General features: G+C 56.0%; 16 protein-coding genes and 3 pseudogenes. 11 read left to right on the plus strand and 8 right to left on the minus strand.

Annotation, left to right across the window (positions count from 1 at the left end; translation table 11 throughout):
- Positions 1-85: 85 nt before the first annotated feature.
- Positions 86-1,378 carry a polysaccharide pyruvyl transferase family protein gene (locus DVH23_RS04780; protein WP_157972328.1) on the minus strand — a complete coding sequence of 431 codons (1,293 nt, stop codon included), beginning with the start codon at positions 1,376-1,378 and terminating at the stop codon, positions 86-88.
- A 132-nt stretch (positions 1,379-1,510) separates the two neighbouring features.
- Between DVH23_RS04780 and DVH23_RS04785 the strand changes: the two genes are divergently transcribed.
- A complete protein-coding gene (locus DVH23_RS04785; RefSeq protein ID WP_157972329.1) occupies positions 1,511-2,785 on the plus strand; it encodes a sulfatase in 1,275 nt (424 codons plus the stop codon).
- Positions 2,786-2,795: 10 nt separating this feature from the next.
- On the opposite strand, the gene DVH23_RS04790 is transcribed toward DVH23_RS04785, so the two are convergent.
- Both DVH23_RS04790 and DVH23_RS04795 read right to left on the minus strand, forming a co-directional pair.
- Entirely contained in the window at positions 2,796-4,601 is a 1,806-nt protein-coding gene (locus DVH23_RS04790) for an ABC transporter ATP-binding protein (RefSeq protein ID WP_114576279.1), read from the minus strand.
- Positions 4,602-4,766: 165 nt separating this feature from the next.
- Positions 4,767-5,768, minus strand: a pseudogene (locus DVH23_RS04795) (IS630 family transposase).
- A 60-nt stretch (positions 5,769-5,828) separates the two neighbouring features.
- On the opposite strand from DVH23_RS04795, the pseudogene DVH23_RS25225 reads away from it, so the two are divergent.
- A pseudogene (locus DVH23_RS25225) lies at positions 5,829-6,044 on the plus strand (winged helix-turn-helix domain-containing protein); the annotation flags it as partial.
- Positions 6,045-6,429: 385 nt separating this feature from the next.
- On the opposite strand, the pseudogene DVH23_RS04805 reads toward DVH23_RS25225, so the two are convergent.
- A pseudogene (locus DVH23_RS04805) lies at positions 6,430-6,998 on the minus strand (transposase); the annotation flags it as partial.
- A 508-nt stretch (positions 6,999-7,506) separates the two neighbouring features.
- Here DVH23_RS04805 and DVH23_RS25230 point away from each other — a divergent pair.
- From DVH23_RS25230 to DVH23_RS04825, 4 genes are all read left to right on the plus strand, one after another.
- On the plus strand, positions 7,507-8,289 hold the full coding sequence (locus DVH23_RS25230) for a glycosyltransferase (RefSeq protein ID WP_114576281.1): 783 nt from the start codon (positions 7,507-7,509) through the stop codon (positions 8,287-8,289).
- Entirely contained in the window at positions 8,289-8,720 is a 432-nt protein-coding gene (locus tag DVH23_RS04815) for a GtrA family protein (protein ID WP_114576282.1), read from the plus strand. Before DVH23_RS25230 ends, DVH23_RS04815 begins: the two co-directional genes overlap by 1 nt.
- Complete coding sequence (locus DVH23_RS04820) at positions 8,713-10,194, plus strand: glycosyltransferase family 39 protein (protein ID WP_157972330.1); 1,482 nt, start codon at positions 8,713-8,715, stop codon at positions 10,192-10,194. Before DVH23_RS04815 ends, DVH23_RS04820 begins: the two co-directional genes overlap by 8 nt.
- Positions 10,195-10,635: 441 nt before the next feature.
- Positions 10,636-11,856 carry an O-antigen ligase gene (locus DVH23_RS04825; RefSeq protein ID WP_157972331.1) on the plus strand — a complete coding sequence of 407 codons (1,221 nt, stop codon included), beginning with the start codon at positions 10,636-10,638 and terminating at the stop codon, positions 11,854-11,856.
- 123 nt (positions 11,857-11,979) lie between these two features.
- Here the strand turns inward: DVH23_RS04825 and DVH23_RS04830 are convergent, their stop codons facing one another.
- The 3 genes from DVH23_RS04830 to DVH23_RS04840 form a co-directional block, all read right to left on the minus strand.
- A complete protein-coding gene (locus DVH23_RS04830; protein WP_114576285.1) occupies positions 11,980-13,212 on the minus strand; it encodes an O-antigen ligase in 1,233 nt (410 codons plus the stop codon).
- Positions 13,213-13,935: 723 nt separating this feature from the next.
- Entirely contained in the window at positions 13,936-15,042 is a 1,107-nt protein-coding gene (locus DVH23_RS04835; RefSeq protein WP_114576286.1) for a glycosyltransferase family 4 protein, read from the minus strand.
- Positions 15,043-15,044: 2 nt separating this feature from the next.
- Positions 15,045-15,941 (minus strand): hypothetical protein, encoded by an 897-nt coding sequence (locus DVH23_RS04840; RefSeq protein WP_232833701.1) that lies wholly within the window; start codon positions 15,939-15,941, stop codon positions 15,045-15,047.
- A 202-nt stretch (positions 15,942-16,143) separates the two neighbouring features.
- On the opposite strand from DVH23_RS04840, the gene DVH23_RS04845 reads away from it, so the two are divergent.
- On the plus strand, positions 16,144-17,448 hold the full coding sequence (locus tag DVH23_RS04845; RefSeq protein WP_157972332.1) for an O-antigen ligase: 1,305 nt from the start codon (positions 16,144-16,146) through the stop codon (positions 17,446-17,448).
- 68 nt (positions 17,449-17,516) lie between these two features.
- Here the strand turns inward: DVH23_RS04845 and DVH23_RS04850 are convergent, their stop codons facing one another.
- Positions 17,517-17,738: a hypothetical protein gene (locus DVH23_RS04850; protein WP_114576339.1), complete on the minus strand. Its 222-nt coding sequence runs from the start codon at positions 17,736-17,738 to the stop codon at positions 17,517-17,519.
- Between the two features lie 173 nt (positions 17,739-17,911).
- Between DVH23_RS04850 and DVH23_RS04855 the strand changes: the two genes are divergently transcribed.
- From DVH23_RS04855 to DVH23_RS04870, 4 genes are read left to right on the plus strand one after another with little or no spacing between them, the layout of a single operon-like run.
- On the plus strand, positions 17,912-18,244 hold the full coding sequence (locus DVH23_RS04855) for a hypothetical protein (protein WP_114576288.1): 333 nt from the start codon (positions 17,912-17,914) through the stop codon (positions 18,242-18,244).
- Positions 18,241-18,732, plus strand: coding sequence for a hypothetical protein (locus tag DVH23_RS04860; RefSeq protein ID WP_198667839.1), 492 nt, complete (start codon positions 18,241-18,243; stop codon positions 18,730-18,732). Before DVH23_RS04855 ends, DVH23_RS04860 begins: the two co-directional genes overlap by 4 nt.
- Positions 18,722-18,979: a hypothetical protein gene (locus tag DVH23_RS04865; protein WP_114576289.1), complete on the plus strand. Its 258-nt coding sequence runs from the start codon at positions 18,722-18,724 to the stop codon at positions 18,977-18,979. Before DVH23_RS04860 ends, DVH23_RS04865 begins: the two co-directional genes overlap by 11 nt.
- A 2-nt stretch (positions 18,980-18,981) precedes the next feature.
- Positions 18,982-19,914, plus strand: coding sequence for a hypothetical protein (locus DVH23_RS04870; RefSeq protein WP_114576290.1), 933 nt, complete (start codon positions 18,982-18,984; stop codon positions 19,912-19,914).
- Positions 19,915-20,087: the final 173 nt, after the last annotated feature.

The raw sequence follows: 20,087 nt of genomic DNA on the forward strand, positions 1-20,087 counted from the left end.
AAAGCAGTTTCTGTTCTAGTCGTAGAGAGTGACTCCATGATGTACTTCACGCTCCAAATACATCAGGGTTTTTATGGAGTTTCCCTCATCCAGTTCCAAAAGGAGAAGGGCTGACGGCCCGATAGTATTCCGCGACTAGTTCGGCATTTCGCTCCGCTTGACTCTTCACCTCTGGCAGTCGTTCGCGGATCTGCTGCCGTGTCGCTTCTTTGTCCTTTACCATCGAATCAACCAGTTCGATCATTGACTCAGTTGTCACATCTTCAATATCGATTACCCACTCGGTAAGTCCGAACTGCTCCATCAGATCAGCCGTCTTGAACTGATAGCCGATTGCTACCACAGGCGTTTCAGCTAGCATGGCGAGGATGTTCGAGTGCATTCGGGTGCCAATGTGCAGGTCCATCCACCCGTAGCGATTACGGAGTTCATAGGGCGTGTACTCGCCCTTGTCGATAGTAATACGCTCGGAGTTGCTGTGAGACATCCGATCGACGATATCGTATGTGATGATCCGATCGTCCTTGTGATAGCTATCCCAGCCAGTACACGTCGATAGAAACGTCACGCTCGCGTCGTGCTCCTCAATGAGCCAGTCAGCCGTCGCCGCGAGTGCCTGTTTGTAGGTTTTTGCCCCATCCTCAGATTCGAAGTGCGACCACTCACGCGTCGAGATGCTGACATCAAGGTTTCCAGAGGTACTGAGGTCTCCGCCACTCTGCGCGTTGCTGCCTCGCTGGATGGGCTTCGGTTTCGGCGGAGTCTCAGGCATCGCAAAGGCGGCGTCTGCCGTGTGCTGGACTGGCGTGTCCGTGACGCCGATGTCTTCGAGAATCTTCTTCGAACGTGCATCGCGGGTGGTAATAAGATCGATTCGGTTAAGTACCCATGACACACGTGAGCGCAGCGATTCGTCCTCAAAGGGGCCAAGTGTCTGGGCGTACACGACGGTTGGCGTTCCGAGTGCCGTAGCGAATAGCAACTCCCAGAGCACACCGTATTTATTAGGAAAATAAATCTCGGTGAGAAACATTCCGCCAGTACTGACTACGATATCGGCTTCAAGATACGGCTGCAACCCGAGCCGGTCAACGATCGCACGCGTTTTGGGTGGTATCAGCCCGAATCTACGTAACGGTGCGGTCGCAAGCAAATAGGCCATAGCGGCATTTTTACGCAAGGGAAGCCAGTTGAACGGTACTGCACGCTGTCGGACCGCATCCACGCCGTTGATCGTCTGTGCTGCCTCCGGATACTGCGTGACAACTGTAAACTTTGCGTCGGGGAACTGTTTCCGTAGTGCCGCTAACTCACCTTCGAGAATCGCTGCGTCACCGCGGTTTGAAGCGCAGTGATAGTCGGTAATAAGAATCTGCACTATGGTGGCGAGTACAGGAGAACAGATATAACTTGAGGTCTTGGTGGCACGAGATTTCGGTGTCAGTAGGCCTGCCAGTAATCGGTCGTTTATGTCGAAAACGATTTGACGAAGGACCACAAGAATATGTCAATGATGGATACTTACAGTCCGGTCGTACTCCTCTCGGTGGACACGCTCCGCGCGGACCGCTTCACCGAGGCGTGTTTCCCTGAGTCGATGCCGATCCTCAAAGACGACTTCGCGCAGTTCACCAACGCTTATTCGCACGGCAACGCGACGCCCTTTGCATTTCCCGGCATCATTGCGGGTCATCCGGTCGTAGGCGATGGACGCTTCCCGGATACGGTCCCGACCATCGCGGACCTGTTCGACGAGCCGACCACCGGCTTCTCGAACAACGGGCACCTGACGGCCGAGCGGGGCTACGATCACGGGTTCGATGCTTTCCACGACCAGCACGCCCCGGATTGGTCCCCCTCCGGAATCGACCGCGTAAAACAGATCACCCGACTTCGAGAGTCGGAATTGGTAGTCAAGAGCTACCGCGCAGTGAAGAAATTGGCCGCCGGGCGAAACGGGACCGACGAGGATTCGAATGCCCTTGAAAAACCGACATGGTCGGCGGATCGAGTGACCGATTTCGTGCTCCGCCGCCTCGTAGCCGACGACGCGTTCGTGTGGGGACACTACATGGACCCCCACAAGCCGTTTATCCCCTCTATGGCGGTTGATGGCCCCAAGATTGATCGCACCGACGAGGAGATCGCGTGGCTCAACGACTATGAACACGAGAAGGACCCGATCGATCCCGACGATATGGCTTTCCTCGAAGCGCTGTACGACGCCAATATCCGATATTTCGATCGCGAACTCGCTCGGTTACTCCAGGAACTACGGACGAAACGCTGGTACGACGAGACGTTGATCGTTCTCGTGGCCGACCACGGTGAGCTGTTCGGTGAACACGGCTGTATGTTCCATCCGATGGACATCGACCCGCCGGACGAACTCATCGAAACGCCGCTGCTTGTGAAGTATCCTGACGGCGAATATGCGGGCACCTCGTTCGAACACCTCGTCCAGCACGCCGATATCATCCCCACCATCGCGGAAACGATCGGAGCGAACCCGGAGGGACTTCCGGAGAACGCCCACCCGCTCGCGGCGACTGCGGAGCGCCACGTCATCTCGAAGTCCAACACGTCGATCCGCCTGACCGAAGCCGACGGTACGGCGATCAGGCGACGCGACGGGACCGACGAGAATATCGATAATCTCTCGGCTCTGGGATGCGAGATACTCGAAGACGCGACCTTCCCAGCGGTCCGCACCCAATCGAATGACGTCAAGGGCGTCGCCGACGCCCAGCGAAAGCGCCAACTCGAAGCGCTCGGCTATCGGTAGTGGTCAGCGATCACCCACTCGCCTGGATTGCGTACAACTCCGCGTACTTCCCGTCGTTCTTGACCAGTTCGTCGTGGTCGCCGACCTCGGATATCTCGCCGTTGTCCACGGTGTAGATGCGGTCAGCGTTCTTCACCGTCGAGAGCCGGTGGGCGATAGTGACGATGATATACTCGCGGTCCATCGTTTCGATCGCGCGCTGGACCTCCTTTTCGAGGTTCGAGTCGAGGTCGCTGGTCGCCTCGTCCAGGAGGAGAAGGTCGGCGTCCTCTAGCAGCGCCCGCGCGAGCGCGACGCGCTGTTGTTGCCCACCCGAGAGGCGCACGCCGTCGTCGCCGAGGAACGTGTCGTAGCCGTTCGGGAGGTCCTTGATGAACTCGTCCACCCGCGCGATCTCGCAGACCCGCTCGATCTCTCCTTGGGATGCCTCCCGGTCGGCGATCGTGAGGTTGTACCGCAGAGTATCGTTGAAGATGTAGGGGTCCTGGCGCACGACCGCGATGTGCTCGCGCCACTCCCGGATGTCCATCTCGTCGATCGAGATCCCGTTGGCACGGATCTCGCCGTCGGTCGGCTCGTACAACCGCGAGAGCAGCGAGACGATCGTAGATTTCCCAGCTCCCGACTGCCCCACGAACGCGATGAACTCGCCCTCGTTGGCCTTGAAGTCGATTCCCCGAAGGACCTCCTCGTCACCGTCATAGGAAAACCGTACGTCCTCGAACGCGACGGACTCCACGCTTTCCGGGGTCGATCGGGCTCCGTCGTCCGGCTCTTCGTATTGACTCAACTCGTCGATGAACTGCTGGGTTCGAACGAGGTGTGGCAAGTCGTTCTCGACCTTGTAGAACAACCGATTGACGTTGCTCAGTCGTGGACCAAGCCGGAACATGGCGAACAGGAACAATCCGAGGGCACCGAGTTCGAGATTCACCAGGGTGAGCGACAAGTAGATCAACACGAACACCGACACCGCGACCGTAAGCTGGTAGGCATTCTGGAGGGCAGCCTCGTTGCGCCGTAGCGTGATCTGCGAGGTAGTGTACTGCTGAACCGCATCTCGGAAGTCGCTGAAGAGTTCGTCGGCGACGCCGAAAATCCGAATGTCACGAATTCCCTGGGTCCCGGCCTGTGCGGTCTCCTGACGGCGCTCGTTCGCGTCCGCGACCTCGTCCCCGATCTCGTATCCAGGTTCGATGACGCTTCGCAATAGATACGTCACGCCACCGAGGACGACTGCCGTGATGAGCATAAGCACGGGCGAGATTATCAGAGCGATCAGACCGTACACGAGTGCGAGAAAGGACTGTTCGAGTAGCTTGACAACACGACTGATCACTCGTCCCGCGTAGAATGTCTGAGTGATGATCGCGTTCAGGATGTCGTCGGACCCTTCCTCGTCGTAGTACGAGACCCGTGCGCTCAGCGCGCTCCCGAACGCCTCTGTCTGGAGGTCACGAATGTAGTAAGTTTGGAGAGCCGCCCGAAACCAGTCTACAAGGAAACTCGACACGTATCGAGCTGTCATCACGAACGCCACCCCCACCACGGCGGTCCCGAGAGTCAAGGGTACGCCGACCACCTGGTAGGCGCTTGCAAACGCGCCCGCGAGCCCGCCGGTGTTTGCGACGGAACCTGACGACTGTACCAGTTCGATGATCGGAAGGATAAAACTCAGTCCGATCCCCTCTAGTGTGGCGGCGAAAATGCCGAAGCCAATAACTCCGGCGGTGAGTCGGGGATTGTACTTAGCGACGTGGATCAACGCATCGACCTTCTCGCGCCGCGAAGCGTCCTGCGTATCACTATTTGACATGTGTGGGAATTAGATTCGGGTATGCAGAAAGGCACGTGGATCGCATATAAGCCCACTCATTCTTTGTTCCATGTCTTTCTGTCCTCCCACGCTCAAGGAGGCGACACGTCATATCGGTGCAAGCAGGAGTATCGGGAGCCAGTGGCTCGAACGCTATAGTATACATTAGAAATAATTGCTCGTTTGAGGAACTGAGAGTTGATCGAGAGCGGTGTCGATCGCTGCCGTGAGTTCAGTGAGGGACTCAAAGAACTGGTTGCTGAGAGCGGCTTGGAGTTGTCTCCAGCACTCCTCGACCGGATTGAGTTCGGGAGAGTACGCCGGTAATGTGACGAACGCGAGGTCGTCACGGGCCGCTAGGTCCGTGACGGCCGACGCCTGGAAGTACGGCGTTCGTCCAGCACGACAATCAGATCATCTTCGAACTCTTTGCATAACGCGAGGATGAAATGTTTCGCGTGATCAGCGGTTACGTACTCTTCGAACCGAGAGAAAAAGCGATCACCGTTCTCGGTGATTGCGCCTAAGAGGCACGTCCAGTCCCGTTGACCGGATAATTCGACAGCTGGCCGCGTGCCGCGCGGAAACCACGCGGCACGCGGCTCGACCTGGCCGGACTTCTTGGTTTGGTCGATACAGACTACTGTGGCGTCCATTTCCCGCCTCTTTTTTTTGAGCTCCTCGTGAAACGTGTCTTACTCCTCAGCATCAGATTCGGCGGCTGTTCGGCGTGGTTTTTGATAGCTCAATCTCGTTTCTTTGAGCAACCGCCGGCAGCTCGGGATCGAGTATTCGACATCGTAGGATTCTTCGAGATACCGCTGAGCGAGCGCCGGCGTCCACGCCGGTGCGTCAATTACCAACGTTTTCGGGTGATTCGTGGACTGCTTCGTTGAACTCTGCTCGCTCTGATTTTGAGAGCTTTCGCTTTCGTCCAGACCAATGAGCATCAGTGATAGTCTGCTAAAGCGACTCGTCGGTGTCGAGTCGCTTGAGCCAGCTATAGATTGACCGCCGTTAACCGTCGTACCACTCGGAAAGTTCAGTCTGCGTGACGCCGTTTTTGTACGCGATTGCAGCTAAGAGCCGTTGCGTCGGCTTCTTTCCGTCCACATTATCGAGGGCATGTTGCAATTCCTCGACAGAGATCTCGTCGAGATAATCCACTACAGTCAGCAACACTCTCTGGGCAAAAAGTTATAACGACTACCATAGAACAAGTATGGCTCCGATGGATTGATTCCACGCTTCGGGGGCGGCCGGCCCCCGAAGCTGTCCCATCAACAATCCCGAGATCTCCAGCGATTACTCGAAGACGGCCAACCCTGGACGACTATCGAGGTCGTTGAGTCCATCGAAGATGAGTTCGACGTCAGGTGTCACTCGGGCCACGTCTCCCGGTTACTTCGGCACACCTACGGGATGTCCTACGCAATTCTATGACCAGAGACACCAAGCCAATCAGACGACGCAGAAGAGATCGTCACGGACCGAACAGTTGGAAGCCGCTGATCACGGCGAGACGGTACTCGGCTTCTTTCGGTGACCCCTGGCCGATTCCGACCGACAACAAACACCGACTCTGGGGCTTCGGCACTCCACGCCTTCGTAAGAACACGCCAGATGTCAAAACCACAGCTGCTGGCTTTTACGCAGTCAACGGGACAAGCGTTCTCAGATCGCTTAACTCGCTCGAACAAGAACGGATTGGGGAGATGTTCGAAGCGGTTCGCGAGCAGAATCCGACCGGTCGGATTCTGCTCGTCTTAGACAATTTCTCGTCACACATCTGCGAATCATCCGTCTTTAGTTAGCCCTCAGACCTCGGTTACGTAGCGGTAGTGAGCGTCTCTTGGAGGATCAATCGTTCTTGGTGAATCTTCTGGGCGTCCTCGATCAATCGCTCCAGCAGCGGCGGTGGCGAATAGCCGAGGTATTCGCCGAGTTCGTGGAGGATGAGATAGGCGTGTGAACGGAAGGTCGCACGCCCAGCGTTCCGGCGGAAACACGATCTCATCGTCAGCCTCCTCGGTGACCAGAGCCAGCAGATCACGGCTTACCAGCAGTGACAGCAACGCCGCATACAGCAAAATCTCGACAACCTCCGGGTTGCTCGTGTCGAACTCGTCGAGTTCGTACTGCGGCCAGTTCACGGAACAGCAACTCCACCTCCCACCGACACTGGTACAGCGTTGCAAGATCAGCCGGCAAGAACTCCTCTCTGGGCAGATTCGTGATGTAGAGATGGTAGTCGTCGGCGTCATCGGTGCGGACGCCGACGACGCGGAACCGCTTCGTATCCAGCGACCGCGTTCCCTCGTACGGCCCTCGCTTGAATTCCGCTTCGGCCTCCACGTCGATGTACTCGCGGTGGAGATCGTCCACGACATCGTGGATCTACGCATAAGCCGAGATGAGGAAGCTTTGGTGTGCACAGCCGTCGCCTCCTCATTCCTCTCGCAAAGAAGTCTCGATAAGCCGCCGCTGTCACGCGGTTCGTCTCCTAACTAAAGACGGATGCATCTGCGCATATTCACGTGAGAAGGCTGCTGAACTCGGTATCGTCTTAGTGTTCTGCCCGTTGCGTCACCGCATCTCCAGCCAATCGAACCGGTTTGGGTGAAACTCAAACATGATCTCTCGCCAGTCTCAACCGAGAGCGCGGAAGTGGTCCGCGCTCTCGTCGAAGAAACGTTCCTCGATCTGACACAGCAACTCAGCTTCGCTGCTGCCGGGCTCGACCAGTTCCTCGACGTCAATAGCTTACGCTAGACCCTAACGCGGTGCCATGCCCTCTTCGACCTTCAACCACAACTCCTGCCATCAACAATCTCCATCACAAGAGCGATTCCGATAGATTGAATAATGATTCCTCAAATCGGTTATCAAAGCTACTTTCCGTTCTATGGCCAATCTAGATACTTCCGCCGACACATCAATTGGGATCGTTATCCCGACATTCCGGCCAGATACTCGCCAACTCACCTCCTATGTTCGAGCCATCGTCGATAGTCTCCGACCCGAAACGATCCGAGTGGAACTCGATGCTCCTATCTCATCGGAAAGTATTACACCGATTTCGGAGACCGGAGCCACCGTGTCGATCTCGTCGAGCCGTCGGGGAAAGGGGTCCGCGATCACAGCGGGGTTTGAGGCGTTAGATACTGATCTCATGCTCTTTCTGGATGGCGACGGGTCGACACCAGTTACGTCGGCTGCTGCCATCCTCCGACCGCTTCAGGACGGCTCGGCCGACGTCGGGGTAGGGTCGCGCCGTCATCCGGCGGCGACGGTTACCTCCCACCAGACACGCCTACGGCGTCGCCTCGGAGACACATTTGCGACAGTCGCACGCGCAACCCTCCCGGTCTCTCTCTACGACTACCAGTGCGGTGCGAAGGCAATTACTGCGAATGCATGGGCGCAGGTTCGCACTCACCTCTACGAAGAGGGGTTCGCCTGGGATCTGGAACTCGTCTCGATTGCGGAGGCACTCGGGTTGTCGATCGCTGAAATCCCGATTACGTGGGAAGACAAACCTGGCTCGACTGTTGATCCCGTATCGACGACTGCCGGAATGATTCGCGCACTTCTTTCGGTTCGCCACCGCGCCCAAGCCCTTGATGGACACCTGATCCACTCCCGGTTGCCAGCGAGTCGATCAGAGACTCTCGTAAGGGACGACTGATGGGGGTGATCAAATATATTGGGTCGATCGTATCGGAGACTCGCTTCTCACAGTTTCTGAGCGTCGGGATCCTCGGGGCGCTCGTCGACAACGGTACGCTTGCTGCGTTTGTCGAACTGATCGCGTTGGATCCACTCTTGGCCAAGGTGATCGCTGCCGAGCTATCAATCATCGTCATGTTCGCGATCAACGAGCGCTGGACGTTCGCGGCCTTCGGGCGGGCTGGGATCGGTCCCCTGCTCCGCCGCTTTATCAAGTCAAATGCTGTCCGGGCTGGAGGCGTCCTCGTCGCTATCGGCGTGCTGTATGTCCTTCACACGCAGTTAGGGGTATGGTATCTGGTAGCTAATATCTTTGGGGTCGGCGTCGGGTTCATTGTCAACTACACTGCCGAAAGCTTGTTCACCTGGGGTGTTCAGACGGGTGCGTGACAAGATATCACTCCTCTCAAGCCGTATCGGGCTCGATAGCACGCTGCTGGTGCTGATCGGGCTCATTGGGGCTGTCGTCTATATCGTTGGCCTCGGAAACCCGCCGCTTCGTACGTGGGATGAATCAATATATATGAATGCTGCCCGTCACATGGTTCAAGACGGTAATTGGCTTATCCCTCACATATATTGGACCCCCGAAGCACTGACACCGTTTCTCGAGAAGCCGCCGTTGACCTACTGGCTCCAGGCAATCTCGATGAGAGTCTTTGGCGTCTCTAAGTTTTCCGGACGACTTCCGTCCGCGATGGCCGCGATCGGCTTGGCCTGGCTCTGTTATTCGATCGGGCGTGATCGATTCGATCGGCGGGCAGGCTTTGCAGCTGCGTGCATCCTACTCGTTCTTCCGACTGTCTATCTTCTCGGGCACTCTGCTCGGACGGGAGACACCGATGCGCCGCTCGTTCTCTTCGGCAGTCTGTTCGTGTGGTGGGTCTGGAAGGGCACGTCTGATCCCAAATGGCTGATCCCTGGTGGGATCGCAGCTGGCCTTGCGGTCCTCACGAAAGGTGTTGCTGCTGGCGTCTTTGTCATAATTGCGCTCCCCCTTGCTGGCCTCTACTGGCGATCGTACGCCCGGCGAGAGGCCATCTTTGGCGCTACGGCCGCAGTCGCCGTTGCGCTTCCCTGGCACCTCTATGCCTATCTGGCCCGCCCTACAGAGTTCATCAACCAATATGTCGTCTCGCAGGTTCTTGGCCGGTCATCCGGCGAGTTGGCGACTGTCTCCGGTGGCCTCCTTCCCTTTATGAACTATCCCTACTTTTCGTTTATTTTTACGAGTCTGCGGTATGGCCCAGTCATGATTGCCGCAACAGTTTTTCTCGCCGTCCGAATCGCTCGCCGAGGGTGGAGCGGCTCAGGGACGGAGTTATTCTTGGTCTGGTGGTTGTTTAGCCCCTCAGTGGTTTTCGCCGTTGTCGGCGGGAACAATTCCTGGTATGTCCTCCCGATGGTCGTCCCGCTGGCGATCGGTCTCGGTTTATTCGCGTCGGAGATTGTAGCGTCTATCGATACTTGGCTCGAAACAACTCCACTTTCAATTACACCAGTAGTGTACGTTGTCGGCTGTCTCGTCTTCGTGGTAATTACGATCGCGGCACTCCACGTTGCCGTCCCACACCAGGCGACCGGTGAAGATCACGACCAACAGGCGTTAGCAGAAAGTTTCAGGGAGGCACCCGAGTCGGAGAGAATCTACTTCACTGATGATGCAGCTGACGGACATCGATGGTGGGTATTCTCGTTCTACCTTGACCGGCCCCAATCAATCGCCAGTCCCAACGAGATCACGAGTACTAATGAAACTGCATATGCCGTGGTCACGCCCGGAGAGGCCGCGGCTAGTGATGAATTCACTCCCCTTTACAAGTCCGAGGAATTCGATGTCGTCGCCGTTCGGTCTGTCGAGTGAGCGCCTGCTGTGAACGCATTGAGATCCACGGCGAAGACATTTGCAGGAGAGAGGGGCCGATGCTGCCTGTTCGCCAACGATCTGAGTCCCTGCTATGGTCTTGGCAGTCATGATCTCCTTGCCGATCTAGATAAACTCATCCGACAATTACTCACCATCAAGATGAATGACCGTATCCTTGATAAGGACAGCAAGGGAATATACTAAGAGGGCAACAGACGATATCTATGTATGGACATACTAATCCTTCAGGAACCCCTGATTATGAGTCGCTCAAGTCGGCGAGCGATAGTCCCTCAGAGAAAATGATCAACAAATTCAGAGTTTCGGGTATAATCTTATCGCAGCCACGGTCATTGACCTGGTGGCGGTCCCAAGAAGCGATCCAGGGAGGCCCAGATCGGAAGGGCCTTTCACAAGGCTCCCTCCGCGGCAAAACTGTTGGCAATAGAGCACCCTTCTGATATAAGAATGATAGGATTCTACGGGCAGTCGGGGCCGTCTACTAACAACAGCCATGGGGCAGTTTTCGCAGCATTGTTCATAATCGCTGGATCGGCTCCGGTGTCCTTCCTGTTCTCTGCCCGTGTCGGCTATTTGATCGCCGGCATGTTTGTCCTCGCCCTCGCAGCCGCTGGGGGTGTCTACCGATCTGGGATCTTTCGGGACTGGTCGCCTGCTGCCATGGCCACCCTCACGTTGTTTGGAGCCTACTATCTTGTCCTTGTTCTCCAGTTTTTCGTCACATTGGAGAGGGCAACTCTCCCTTATCTCTTTCTCACACCCCTCGTCTTCGTAGCCTTTGTCGGAGTTGCCCCACCGCTTATTGAAGTTCACCGCGAGGCGTTCACTGCGATTGTTGCCCTGATTGGGGCCGTAATGGTTGCGCTTGGATTCGTTTTTCTCGTTCTCTGGCTACTCGGCGGTGAGAGTCTGGGGATGACTGGCCGGCTACTGTTCGGCGAGTTCCGCTTTCGAATCTCTTCGATTTACAACAACTCAAACTCGCTCGGATTCGTTGCTGGGCTGGCAACACTATCGGCACTCTATCTCTACCTCCAAGTCGGCGCACGCCGCTGGGCGCTAGTCGGAACTCTTCTATTTGTTGGCCTTCTCTTTTCCAATTCCCGGATGGCAATGCTCACGTTTCTGGCTGTTGGCGTGGTCTTTGCTGTCCTTCAACTCAATCCGGACGGTTTAGGAACCTCAACGCTCTCGACAGGATATATCGCCACCCTGATCGGTGTTAGTGTCCTCATGTCTGTCTTCTTCTTTCTCGTGTCTGACTTCCTTGCGCACGCGGTTGTGAGCTTACAGCGGCGACTGGACATGTGGTCGGCAGCTACAGCTTCAATCACGTCATCTCCATTAATCGGTGAGGGATTCACTGGTAAAACATCAACTCACAACAGCTATCTCTCGATTTTTGTCAATTCAGGGGTGATTGGTGGCGTGTGCTACTCTCTGGGACTGGTCGTGGCGGGGTTCACTGCTCTCCGCCGCGCTCTCTCTGGCAGTCTGTGGGATCACTACGTCCTCACGTCCCTAGCGTTCGTTTATTTGACGTTGCTCACGGAGACCGCCACGCTCGGCGGCCTCTCAATTGCATCGCTGGCCTTAGCGCTATTCATCGGACTGGGAATCTCACGACCAGATCAGTGATCTATGATCGTTACTACCTTAACAAAGCCAACAAAAAGTAGTAGAGCGTATCAAAGAGTCATCGAATAAGCAAATGAAAGGGAAGTGTTTACATAATAAAAGAAACCTAAGTATTCTATACTATTAAGCCGGTTGGGAATAGCCAACCGCCACCGCCCAGAGAACGGAGGTAATGTTGGCCCCGAGGACCGTTGCGCCGTCGAATACCGAAAACACGAACACCATCACCACGAGCGCAAACGCCGTCACGTGGAGTGGGCCTGTATCGACTGTTTTGAACGCGTTCCATAGGGCCCCGCCGAGGAGTGCAAGATACGAGAGGCCAGCAACAATGCCACCAAGGACGAACGGTCTAACATACGAAGAATGAACGCCAGTGAAGTCCTCGGGGAGGAAATGGGCTTCGGCGGCGGCGTGCCCGTCGAGAATCCCCCAGCCGAGAATCGGTCGCTCGAGAAAGGCGTGATACCCCGCGGTCCAATCATCCACACGAGTTCCAAGCCGTGTTTGGAGTACCTCAGTCGGGCCGGGGAGATGGCCGAGCGCGACCCCAAAACCGACCACGGCAGCAAGGGATCCGAGAATAGTCGCCCCAGCGAGGGCGCGGCGCCCTCCGATTTCGTATGCCAGCAGGAGGAGCGTCACGGCAAGGAGCGCGAGCAGCGGGGAACGTCCCTGCGTTGCGACCACTCCAAAGAGATTGAGCGCGAGCGCAACCCAGAGCCACGGCTGCCGCCATCCGCCGTCTTCGAGGAGGCCCGCCGAGCAGACCACCCCAAAGACACAGACCATCCGCAGATAATTCCGTCCGGTGAAGATCGAGGCAGGTGGACGGAGATCAACGCCGAAAAACGTCTGCGTGACGCCGATCGTGTTCGTGACTGTCACTCCATTGATGGCAATATCCCCGACGACGACCGACGGCAGGCCGATCGCCATGAGCCCGGCCCCGACAGCGGCGATGACTGAAAAGGCCGCTCGACGGGACACGACAACAGGGACGACGAGCATCGCTGCCCCGGAAAAAGCGATGTACGCGGCCGTGTGCAACGCGGTCTGGAGTGAGGGGGCCCGGAGAGCGTGGAGGGTAAAGACGGCCCAGAGGACGAGTAACGGGCCCACGATAAGGGGATGGGATCGCTCCCGGATCAGGGCAAGGACAGTGCGCGGATCCCGATACTGCAGTGCCCCGACGCTGAGGAGGGCCGCAAACACGCCGAAGCCGGCAAGGGAGAACAGACGCCCACCCACCTCACGAGCGAGCACCGAGAGGCTGAGGATGCAGCCGAGGAGGAGTGCTGCGAGTGCAGTTGGCCCCCACCTGCCGCTAACGTCATCCACCCTCCACCTTTTCATGCGGCCCGATTAGTCTTATTGATATAAACCCTTGTGGTTCACTCTTTGGAAGCAGATTGTCGATCGGAGAGCGTTGTCGCTGGGAAAACGTAGCGGCCAAGGATGATTAAGCCATCTTGTGACCAGTGCGTTTCACCGTAGTTCTGAAGACACCAATAAATCATCAATATTATTGAATTGATATAATTACATTTCAGTTAGAGATTCATTGAGATTACATTGTTATTGGCTGGAATAACTTAGCATGCAATTCCTATCATGATCTTGTTGTTGGCTGCAACAAGGATTGTGGCGTGGGTTTTCGCGTGATACCGTTGCTCTGGTGACCTATATTCGCATTATCCATCTGCTACCCCCTATGTCACGCTCCTCCTCCAACGTGCAACGCTGAATACGAATAGGGTGTTATAGAACTCTTCACACACCTCAGTAGCTGCCCGTGGAACATCCGCCTGCGAAGTAGGTATTCTCTGGTTTTCAAAACTAGTGCTTGGAGATTTCTCACCCGATACTGGAAAACCATACCAATCATTCCACAATTCCTTCAATACGTAACTCTCTTCCGTAGGAGATTATTGATATGGTCGCCAGTTCCAAGGGAGTCTCCCAACTCACTGCGTTCAGCAGCGGTGATGTTGATTTGTAACTACTTTCCCAACCAACCACAAATTGATAGAAAGGGGTTCATCAACAACATGCTACGCGAAGACGCAATGCAACCCTCTAGACAGATTGCGATTCCGAGAGAAGTTTTTTATATAACGACCGATATTTCTCGACAGTCCGATCGAGAGGGAAAATCGTTCGGGCTCGCTTTTTCGCGTCGGCTGCCCATTGTTCCCGCATAGAACGATCGTTCAGTAGCCGTGATATGGCGCTGGCGAACTCCCGAGGTTCGTCAGGGGAGGCATACAGAGTGGTCTCATCTGCTACTTCATGAAGAACAGGAATGTCGCTTACGACTGGTGCAACACCACAAGCCATCGCCTCAACCAATGCAACACAGAATCCTTCGGATCGTGACGATAGAGCAAATACGTCGCTAGCATCGAGAATACGGAAAACATCTACTCGAGGGACGGTGCCGGTGAAACGGATCTGGTCACCGAGCCCACGGTTGTCAACCATGTCCTCAAGCGAAGCACGTTCGGGTCCATCCCCTACAATCACCAGTTCTACATCCGGAACTGTCTCTCGTACGGTTTCGAACGCAGTGACGAGCGTCCGGTGGTTCTTCGTTGGGATCAGTCGCCCGACCGTGGTGATTCGCGGCCGATTCGTGAGCCATGGGTTAGGTTTGGCGAGCGCAGTGTCAATCTTATCGAGGTCGACCCCGTTGTAGATCACGCGGCGCTTTCTTGCCGGGACTAGTAATCGCTCATAACGATAAAACGAATCGAGCGTTGCCCGTGAGTTCGCGACAACACAATCGGATCGTCTGAGGGTCGTTCCATTAACCGCATTTTGAAGGGTAGAAAAGTGAATCCGATGATCTGCATGTTCGGTATTAACTATCGTCATCTCTCGAGGAGCAAGCGCTCGGCCGAGAGCCCCGACAAAGTTGTGATGTGTGTGTAGTAGGTCGAATTCTCCGGTTGCGAGCAGTTCACGGAGGTCCCGTATTGCGATTGGATCGAAACGACTGTTGGCTCCTAATGGTTTAATCGCGATAGAAGTGGTATCGGGTGAAATCTCGATTTCTTTGATCGATTTATCTGTATAACTAACTATAGTAATGTTTAGGTCTGGCTCTTGATTGAGTTTCTTGGAGAGTTCATAAGGAATTGTTGTATGTCGAATGGAACTAAGTAAGACGCAAATACGAACCATTGCTATTCCATATACCCGAGATCTCTCAGCCTCTCTGTCACATTTCTTGCTGTTTTTTCGATTGAATCTGGGCTTTCTGCAACTATTTCCTTTCGAGAGGAATACGGCAATTCAAGCCACGGCACCGCAGTGAGCTCTGGATCGGGTACTCCTGGTGGGTGTGCCTCGATCTTAATTGGTAGTCTCGTTACCCGTTTTCCGAACAGATTTCCATGATCACTTGTAACAACTGTCTTTCCTATCAGTGTATCAGTTAACTCTTGAACGTAAGGGAGAATAATCTGTAAGTTCTCTTCATAAGCCTTCTTAACGGTTTCACTATCGACTTTACCCGCGGACAAGAGATCCCAGACGGAAGCATATTGTTGTTGCCGCTGACCCCCGGTAAATGTGCCATGCACTCCGATCTGGTCGGCTGTTGGCCCAATAAACGGATAGTGTGGTTGCATATAGTGGATAATTAACCGCTTGTTTGGATGTGTCTCTGCAGCGTCTATCGCCACCTGGTTTACATCCTGGGGTAACACCGTCGCATGCTCTTCATCCCAATGAGTGTCCCATACATGATATACTCGGTGGAAGTTTTCCTCATATCCAACGACCTGTGGGCTGGCGGTTACATAGACAGTATCGTGGTTTTGTTTGGAGAAATTATTCTCAAGAAACTCTGTGGTATGACACGAATTTGAATGCACTTGTTTCGGTTCTTCGTCATAGATATTATTATTGTAAAAAGTATCAAATCTGCATGCATCTAATATAATGAGATTATCCCAGTCTTCCTCAGTATAGGAAATCGTATTATATGGGTAATCAACAAAAGGACGCACCAGTTGAACTTTAAGTCGTCGACGCGCTGCACCGGGAAACTTAATCAAATTGGCTATCTTTGATAACATCTTATAGACGCCACAACTTCTTCTATCGTGATGAAACTGACGTATCTACATCGTTAACCAGGCTACTACTCTCTTTAGATGACTTTCTACGCCGGCTACTACAATCACTCTAGAAATAAATAATTTCTCTCAATACACTCAATCGCTCACTATTAACAGCGCCTGTCTCAGCATTTAGATCAAGATCCTATCCATTATATACATGGGATCTCAACGGGTATTCAACATGGTGTCGTCCCCCTTCTTGCGACGACTCTTTTCCCTCCGCCATTTCGCGAGCTTCGAGGTTGTCTTCGCACTCTTTCTCTTTGCGGGCGTCTACAAGGCGTCTCCACATCTCGACTGGGCACCGTACGACCTGACGGCGACGTTCGCCGCCCTTGTGTCTCTTGCTGCAGTTTTCTTGTTTCTTACGGGCCGTGTCGATTTCCGGATCGAGCCGCTTCTGCTGGCGAGCCTCCTCGCCATGTTCGTCGCCTACGCGCTGTTCTCGCTTCGGTGGTCGCCGGGCGACGGCTATGCGACTGAAAAGGCGTTCAGGCTCGTAAGCGTCACGACGCTCTCCTTCCTCGGCTGTGCGTTCGTCGTCAGTCAGAGCCGCGTTCGCCTCCGACGGTTTCTCGCCGTGACCCTCGTCTTGGCGACGATCACGGCGGTCGCAGCACTGCGGATCCTCTATCTTCACGGACCGGTTCGCATCGAACCGTTCAACACGGTCTATCTCACCACCGGTCGGATGATCGGGTTCGGAGTCGTGATTGTCGGGACGTATCTTCTCTTCGTCTCGAGGTCGATCTGGCGCTCGCTCGTCGGGGTGTCGCTGTTCGTACCGCTGTTAGTGGCTCTTTCCGTACTCGACGGACGTGGCCCGTTCGCCGCAGCCATCATTACGGTCGGATTGCTCATTCCACTTGCTCTCGTCGTCACGCCGCTTCGATACTGGCCGATTCGACTGGTCCCCGTGGTCGGTGCGATCGGGAGTATCGGAGCACTCCTCTACTATTTCAGGGATACGCTCCGACTCGTCGAGAAGTTTGAATCGATATTCGCAAGGAACACTGACCCATCGTACGCCAATCGCATTGATTACATCGCTACGGGAATCGACGTCTGGCTCTCCGGAAATACCGTTGTCGGCCACGGACTCGGGAGCTGGCCCGCAGTCTCCGGACACCGAGCCCATTGGCCACACAACATCGTCATCGAACTCCTGGTCGAACTCGGCCTCGTCGGAACCGGCCTCTTTTTCTTCCTCGTACTGATCGGCCTCTACTTCACTATCGAGGGATACCTCACAACCCTCGAGCCCGAGTACGTCGCCGTGTTCGCTATCCTTTGTTATACGTTCCTCAACGCCCTCGTAACGGGAAATTTTAACGACAATCGGTTCCTGTTCGCCGCGATCGGCCTACTCTGTTATCGGGTCGACGCTGGGACTGTTCCACCGCTCCCCTCTCTCACAGACATTAGAGTCGGGCTACGAAACTCCTACAGTAGTCGGGAATGAATGATCCCCTCCTAAGCATGGTTGATACTGACAAAGATAACGGATTCCAATTCTTCCGGATTACATAGCTATTCCCCAGATGTGTTGTTTTCACAAACCACATCTTTGAGTTCTTCAAGCAACTCTGGGTGATGGGTTTCAAGAACCTCAACATCTGTTTCTAGCTCATCAAACCGGTCTCGAACACGAGAAATCGCTTGATATCGTTTGTTCTCGTCCGGTCCAGGATCTTTTTCCCCCGAAATATACTGGCGCTCCGTTTCCGTTATCAATGCTCTCGTCCTCGCCATATCCGATATCACATTTGCTCTCGCATATGCGCACACCATTTCCAAATGATGAAACATTTGCGAATAAGCAAATTATAAGGGGAAGTAGATCGCAGTCGTAACTGCGCACGGAACGTCTCAGAAAACCTCTGGGACCGGTGCTGAGACACCGACCCCGTGCCTGTGATCAGGCAATGACCAGATATACCCGCACGAAAGAAAAGCGCACCGACCCACGACCGGCGTACATCCATCTGGGCGTCGACATCGAAGGCGGCTCACACGTCCACCACGTATTCAGCGAGAGCGTCTACACGATTGAGGGCACTGCCGTCGCCTACCACGAGTGCCTCGATGGTCACCCGATCAGTACATACCTGAAGTACGTCGCCGATCGCCGCGGCTGGCTACTCCGGTCGCTCGACCGTCGAGCGGCCGACGCCCTCCAGCAGTGGGCCGAACACACGACGGCCCACCACAGCAGACTCGAGCACACTACCCACGGTCCCCGCGGGGAGAGCCGATGAGGGGGGAGACGATCACCGCCGCCCCTCGACAGCTGCTCGCCGGCCTGCCGCTGGGATCTCAGGGAGACCTCCGTTGCCAGCACTGTGGCAACGAACTGTACGAAGGCGAGCCCGTCAGCGTGATTGCCGCTCGACCCGCCGGCACGATCACGTGGCTGCTCCAGCGGGTCCGCTGTCAGGAGTGTACCCCGAGCGCGATCCGTCAACCGACCCTCGGGTGGACCGAACTGCTGGTACGGTGTCGACTCGGAACTCTCGCCGACGGGGCGACCCAGCGGACTCGACTCGTCGTCCTCGAACCGGTCGTTCTGACGAGTAGCCCGCCCGCAGAGAGCGAGCCACAGATGGGTGCAGATACCGACGCCTCGAACGCCAGGATCACCGCTTCGGGTGCCCCCATCGAACACGAACCACCGCGTTCGATCGTCGACTCTCCCGACTCGAGCGGAGAGCGACGAACGGGTCCGGAGGCATCCGATGAACGATAACGCGCCCGAGCGTGGCTCACCGACGGAGCTCGCGCGGCGGCTGGAGACGATCACTGTCGATCTCCGTGACCTCGAGGCCCACCTGCCGGCCCCGCTAACGCTCGAGGAGACGCGACGGGAACTCATGGCGACTGCCGGGGCCTGTCGCCAAGTCGCGGACTCCCGACCGGGGACCGAAACGAAGTCCGATCCGGCGACCCTCCCCGAGGGACGCACCTCCGAGGAGACGCCTCGAGGTGATCGATAGCCGTGGCCTCCGATCCGCAAAACGAGGTAACCGACGACGGGGCACCGACCGTCGCGCACCTCGCGGACGCGGTCGGTCGCCTTCGCGAGCGGCTCGACCGGCAGGAGGCCACAATCGGGCGACTCGTCGCCGACCTCGACGCCGAACGGGGACGCCGCCAGGGGTACGAACGCCGGCTCGCCGAACTCGATCGCGACCACCAGTCTCGCCCCGCCGTCGAACTCCGGGTCGACGAGGGCGACACCGGACGCGAGATCGGCGACGTCTGGATCTGCGGCCTTCCGGTTGGGAAACTCGCGGAGAACACGAAAGACCGGACGCGGGACCTACAGACATCGATCGAAACGCTCGCAGAGCGTCTCGAGCGCGTCGAACGCGGCGAAGTCGATCCGAACGAACTCGTCGCCCAGTCTAGCGGGCCGGACCGTTCGGAACTGCTCTCGCTTCACCGCCACTACCTTCGGGCGACGACGCTCGAGGCCCACGATCACGACCTCACGTCCAACCAGGAGATCGCAGCCCGTTCCTTCCCATTTCTGGCCGATCAGGCCGTTCCACGCGGCGACGGGGAACTCGTCCTCACCTCGCCGAACGTCCGTGACGTGATCGAGCGGAAGGTAGCCACGCCGGCGCTGGCGCGCCGCCTTCCCGAAGTCGAGAGCCCCTCCCGGGAAACCGTCGCGCGAGTGATGGAGTTCATCGACCGCTTCGGCACGCATATCTTCGAACTACAGCGCGCGAAACACACCGGACGGAACACCAACGAGATCGTGATCGATCGGGGAGACTGGCTCGCCTATACAGAGACGCTAACCGATGCGGCCCAGTCGGGGACGCACACGACCGGCGACGACAGTGATCGCACCGAGATGGAAACCGCGCTCGATCATCCGGAGGACGCGACCCGAACGAGCAGCGACGGGGGTGGAATGTAACGGCGTTGTGACGCTCCCGAGAGGGTGGGTGTGACACCACTGGGCCGAGATCCTCCCGGTCGTCTTTTGTGCCCACCCAAGCACCCCTCGCTCCGGTTCGCGGTGCAGCGTATTCTTTGGTCGGCTATCGTGGGGTGTTACGCCACTCCTTTTCCACGTGGAACAAAAGCAAG

The sequence above is a fragment of the Saliphagus sp. LR7 genome, from assembly GCF_003344565.1.
Lineage (GTDB): Archaea > Halobacteriota > Halobacteria > Halobacteriales > Natrialbaceae > Saliphagus > Saliphagus infecundisoli.

What these genes read in the sequence shown, in the direction of transcription:
- DVH23_RS04785 (WP_157972329.1), top strand. Translation starts at nt 1,511, where the DNA reads ATGATGGATACTTACAGTCCGGTCGTACTCCTCTCGGTGGACACGCTC.
- DVH23_RS04790 (WP_114576279.1), bottom strand. Translation starts at nt 4,601, where the DNA reads ATGTCAAATAGTGATACGCAGGACGCTTCGCGGCGCGAGAAGGTCGAT.
- DVH23_RS25230 (WP_114576281.1), top strand. Translation starts at nt 7,507, where the DNA reads ATGGCCAATCTAGATACTTCCGCCGACACATCAATTGGGATCGTTATC.
- DVH23_RS04815 (WP_114576282.1), top strand. Translation starts at nt 8,289, where the DNA reads ATGGGGGTGATCAAATATATTGGGTCGATCGTATCGGAGACTCGCTTC.
- DVH23_RS04830 (WP_114576285.1), bottom strand. Translation starts at nt 13,212, where the DNA reads ATGAAAAGGTGGAGGGTGGATGACGTTAGCGGCAGGTGGGGGCCAACT.
- DVH23_RS04835 (WP_114576286.1), bottom strand. Translation starts at nt 15,042, where the DNA reads ATGGTTCGTATTTGCGTCTTACTTAGTTCCATTCGACATACAACAATT.
- DVH23_RS04840 (WP_232833701.1), bottom strand. Translation starts at nt 15,941, where the DNA reads ATGTTATCAAAGATAGCCAATTTGATTAAGTTTCCCGGTGCAGCGCGT.
- DVH23_RS04845 (WP_157972332.1), top strand. Translation starts at nt 16,144, where the DNA reads ATGGGATCTCAACGGGTATTCAACATGGTGTCGTCCCCCTTCTTGCGA.
- DVH23_RS04850 (WP_114576339.1), bottom strand. Translation starts at nt 17,738, where the DNA reads ATGGCGAGGACGAGAGCATTGATAACGGAAACGGAGCGCCAGTATATT.
- DVH23_RS04855 (WP_114576288.1), top strand. Translation starts at nt 17,912, where the DNA reads ATGACCAGATATACCCGCACGAAAGAAAAGCGCACCGACCCACGACCG.
- DVH23_RS04860 (WP_198667839.1), top strand. Translation starts at nt 18,241, where the DNA reads ATGAGGGGGGAGACGATCACCGCCGCCCCTCGACAGCTGCTCGCCGGC.
- DVH23_RS04865 (WP_114576289.1), top strand. Translation starts at nt 18,722, where the DNA reads ATGAACGATAACGCGCCCGAGCGTGGCTCACCGACGGAGCTCGCGCGG.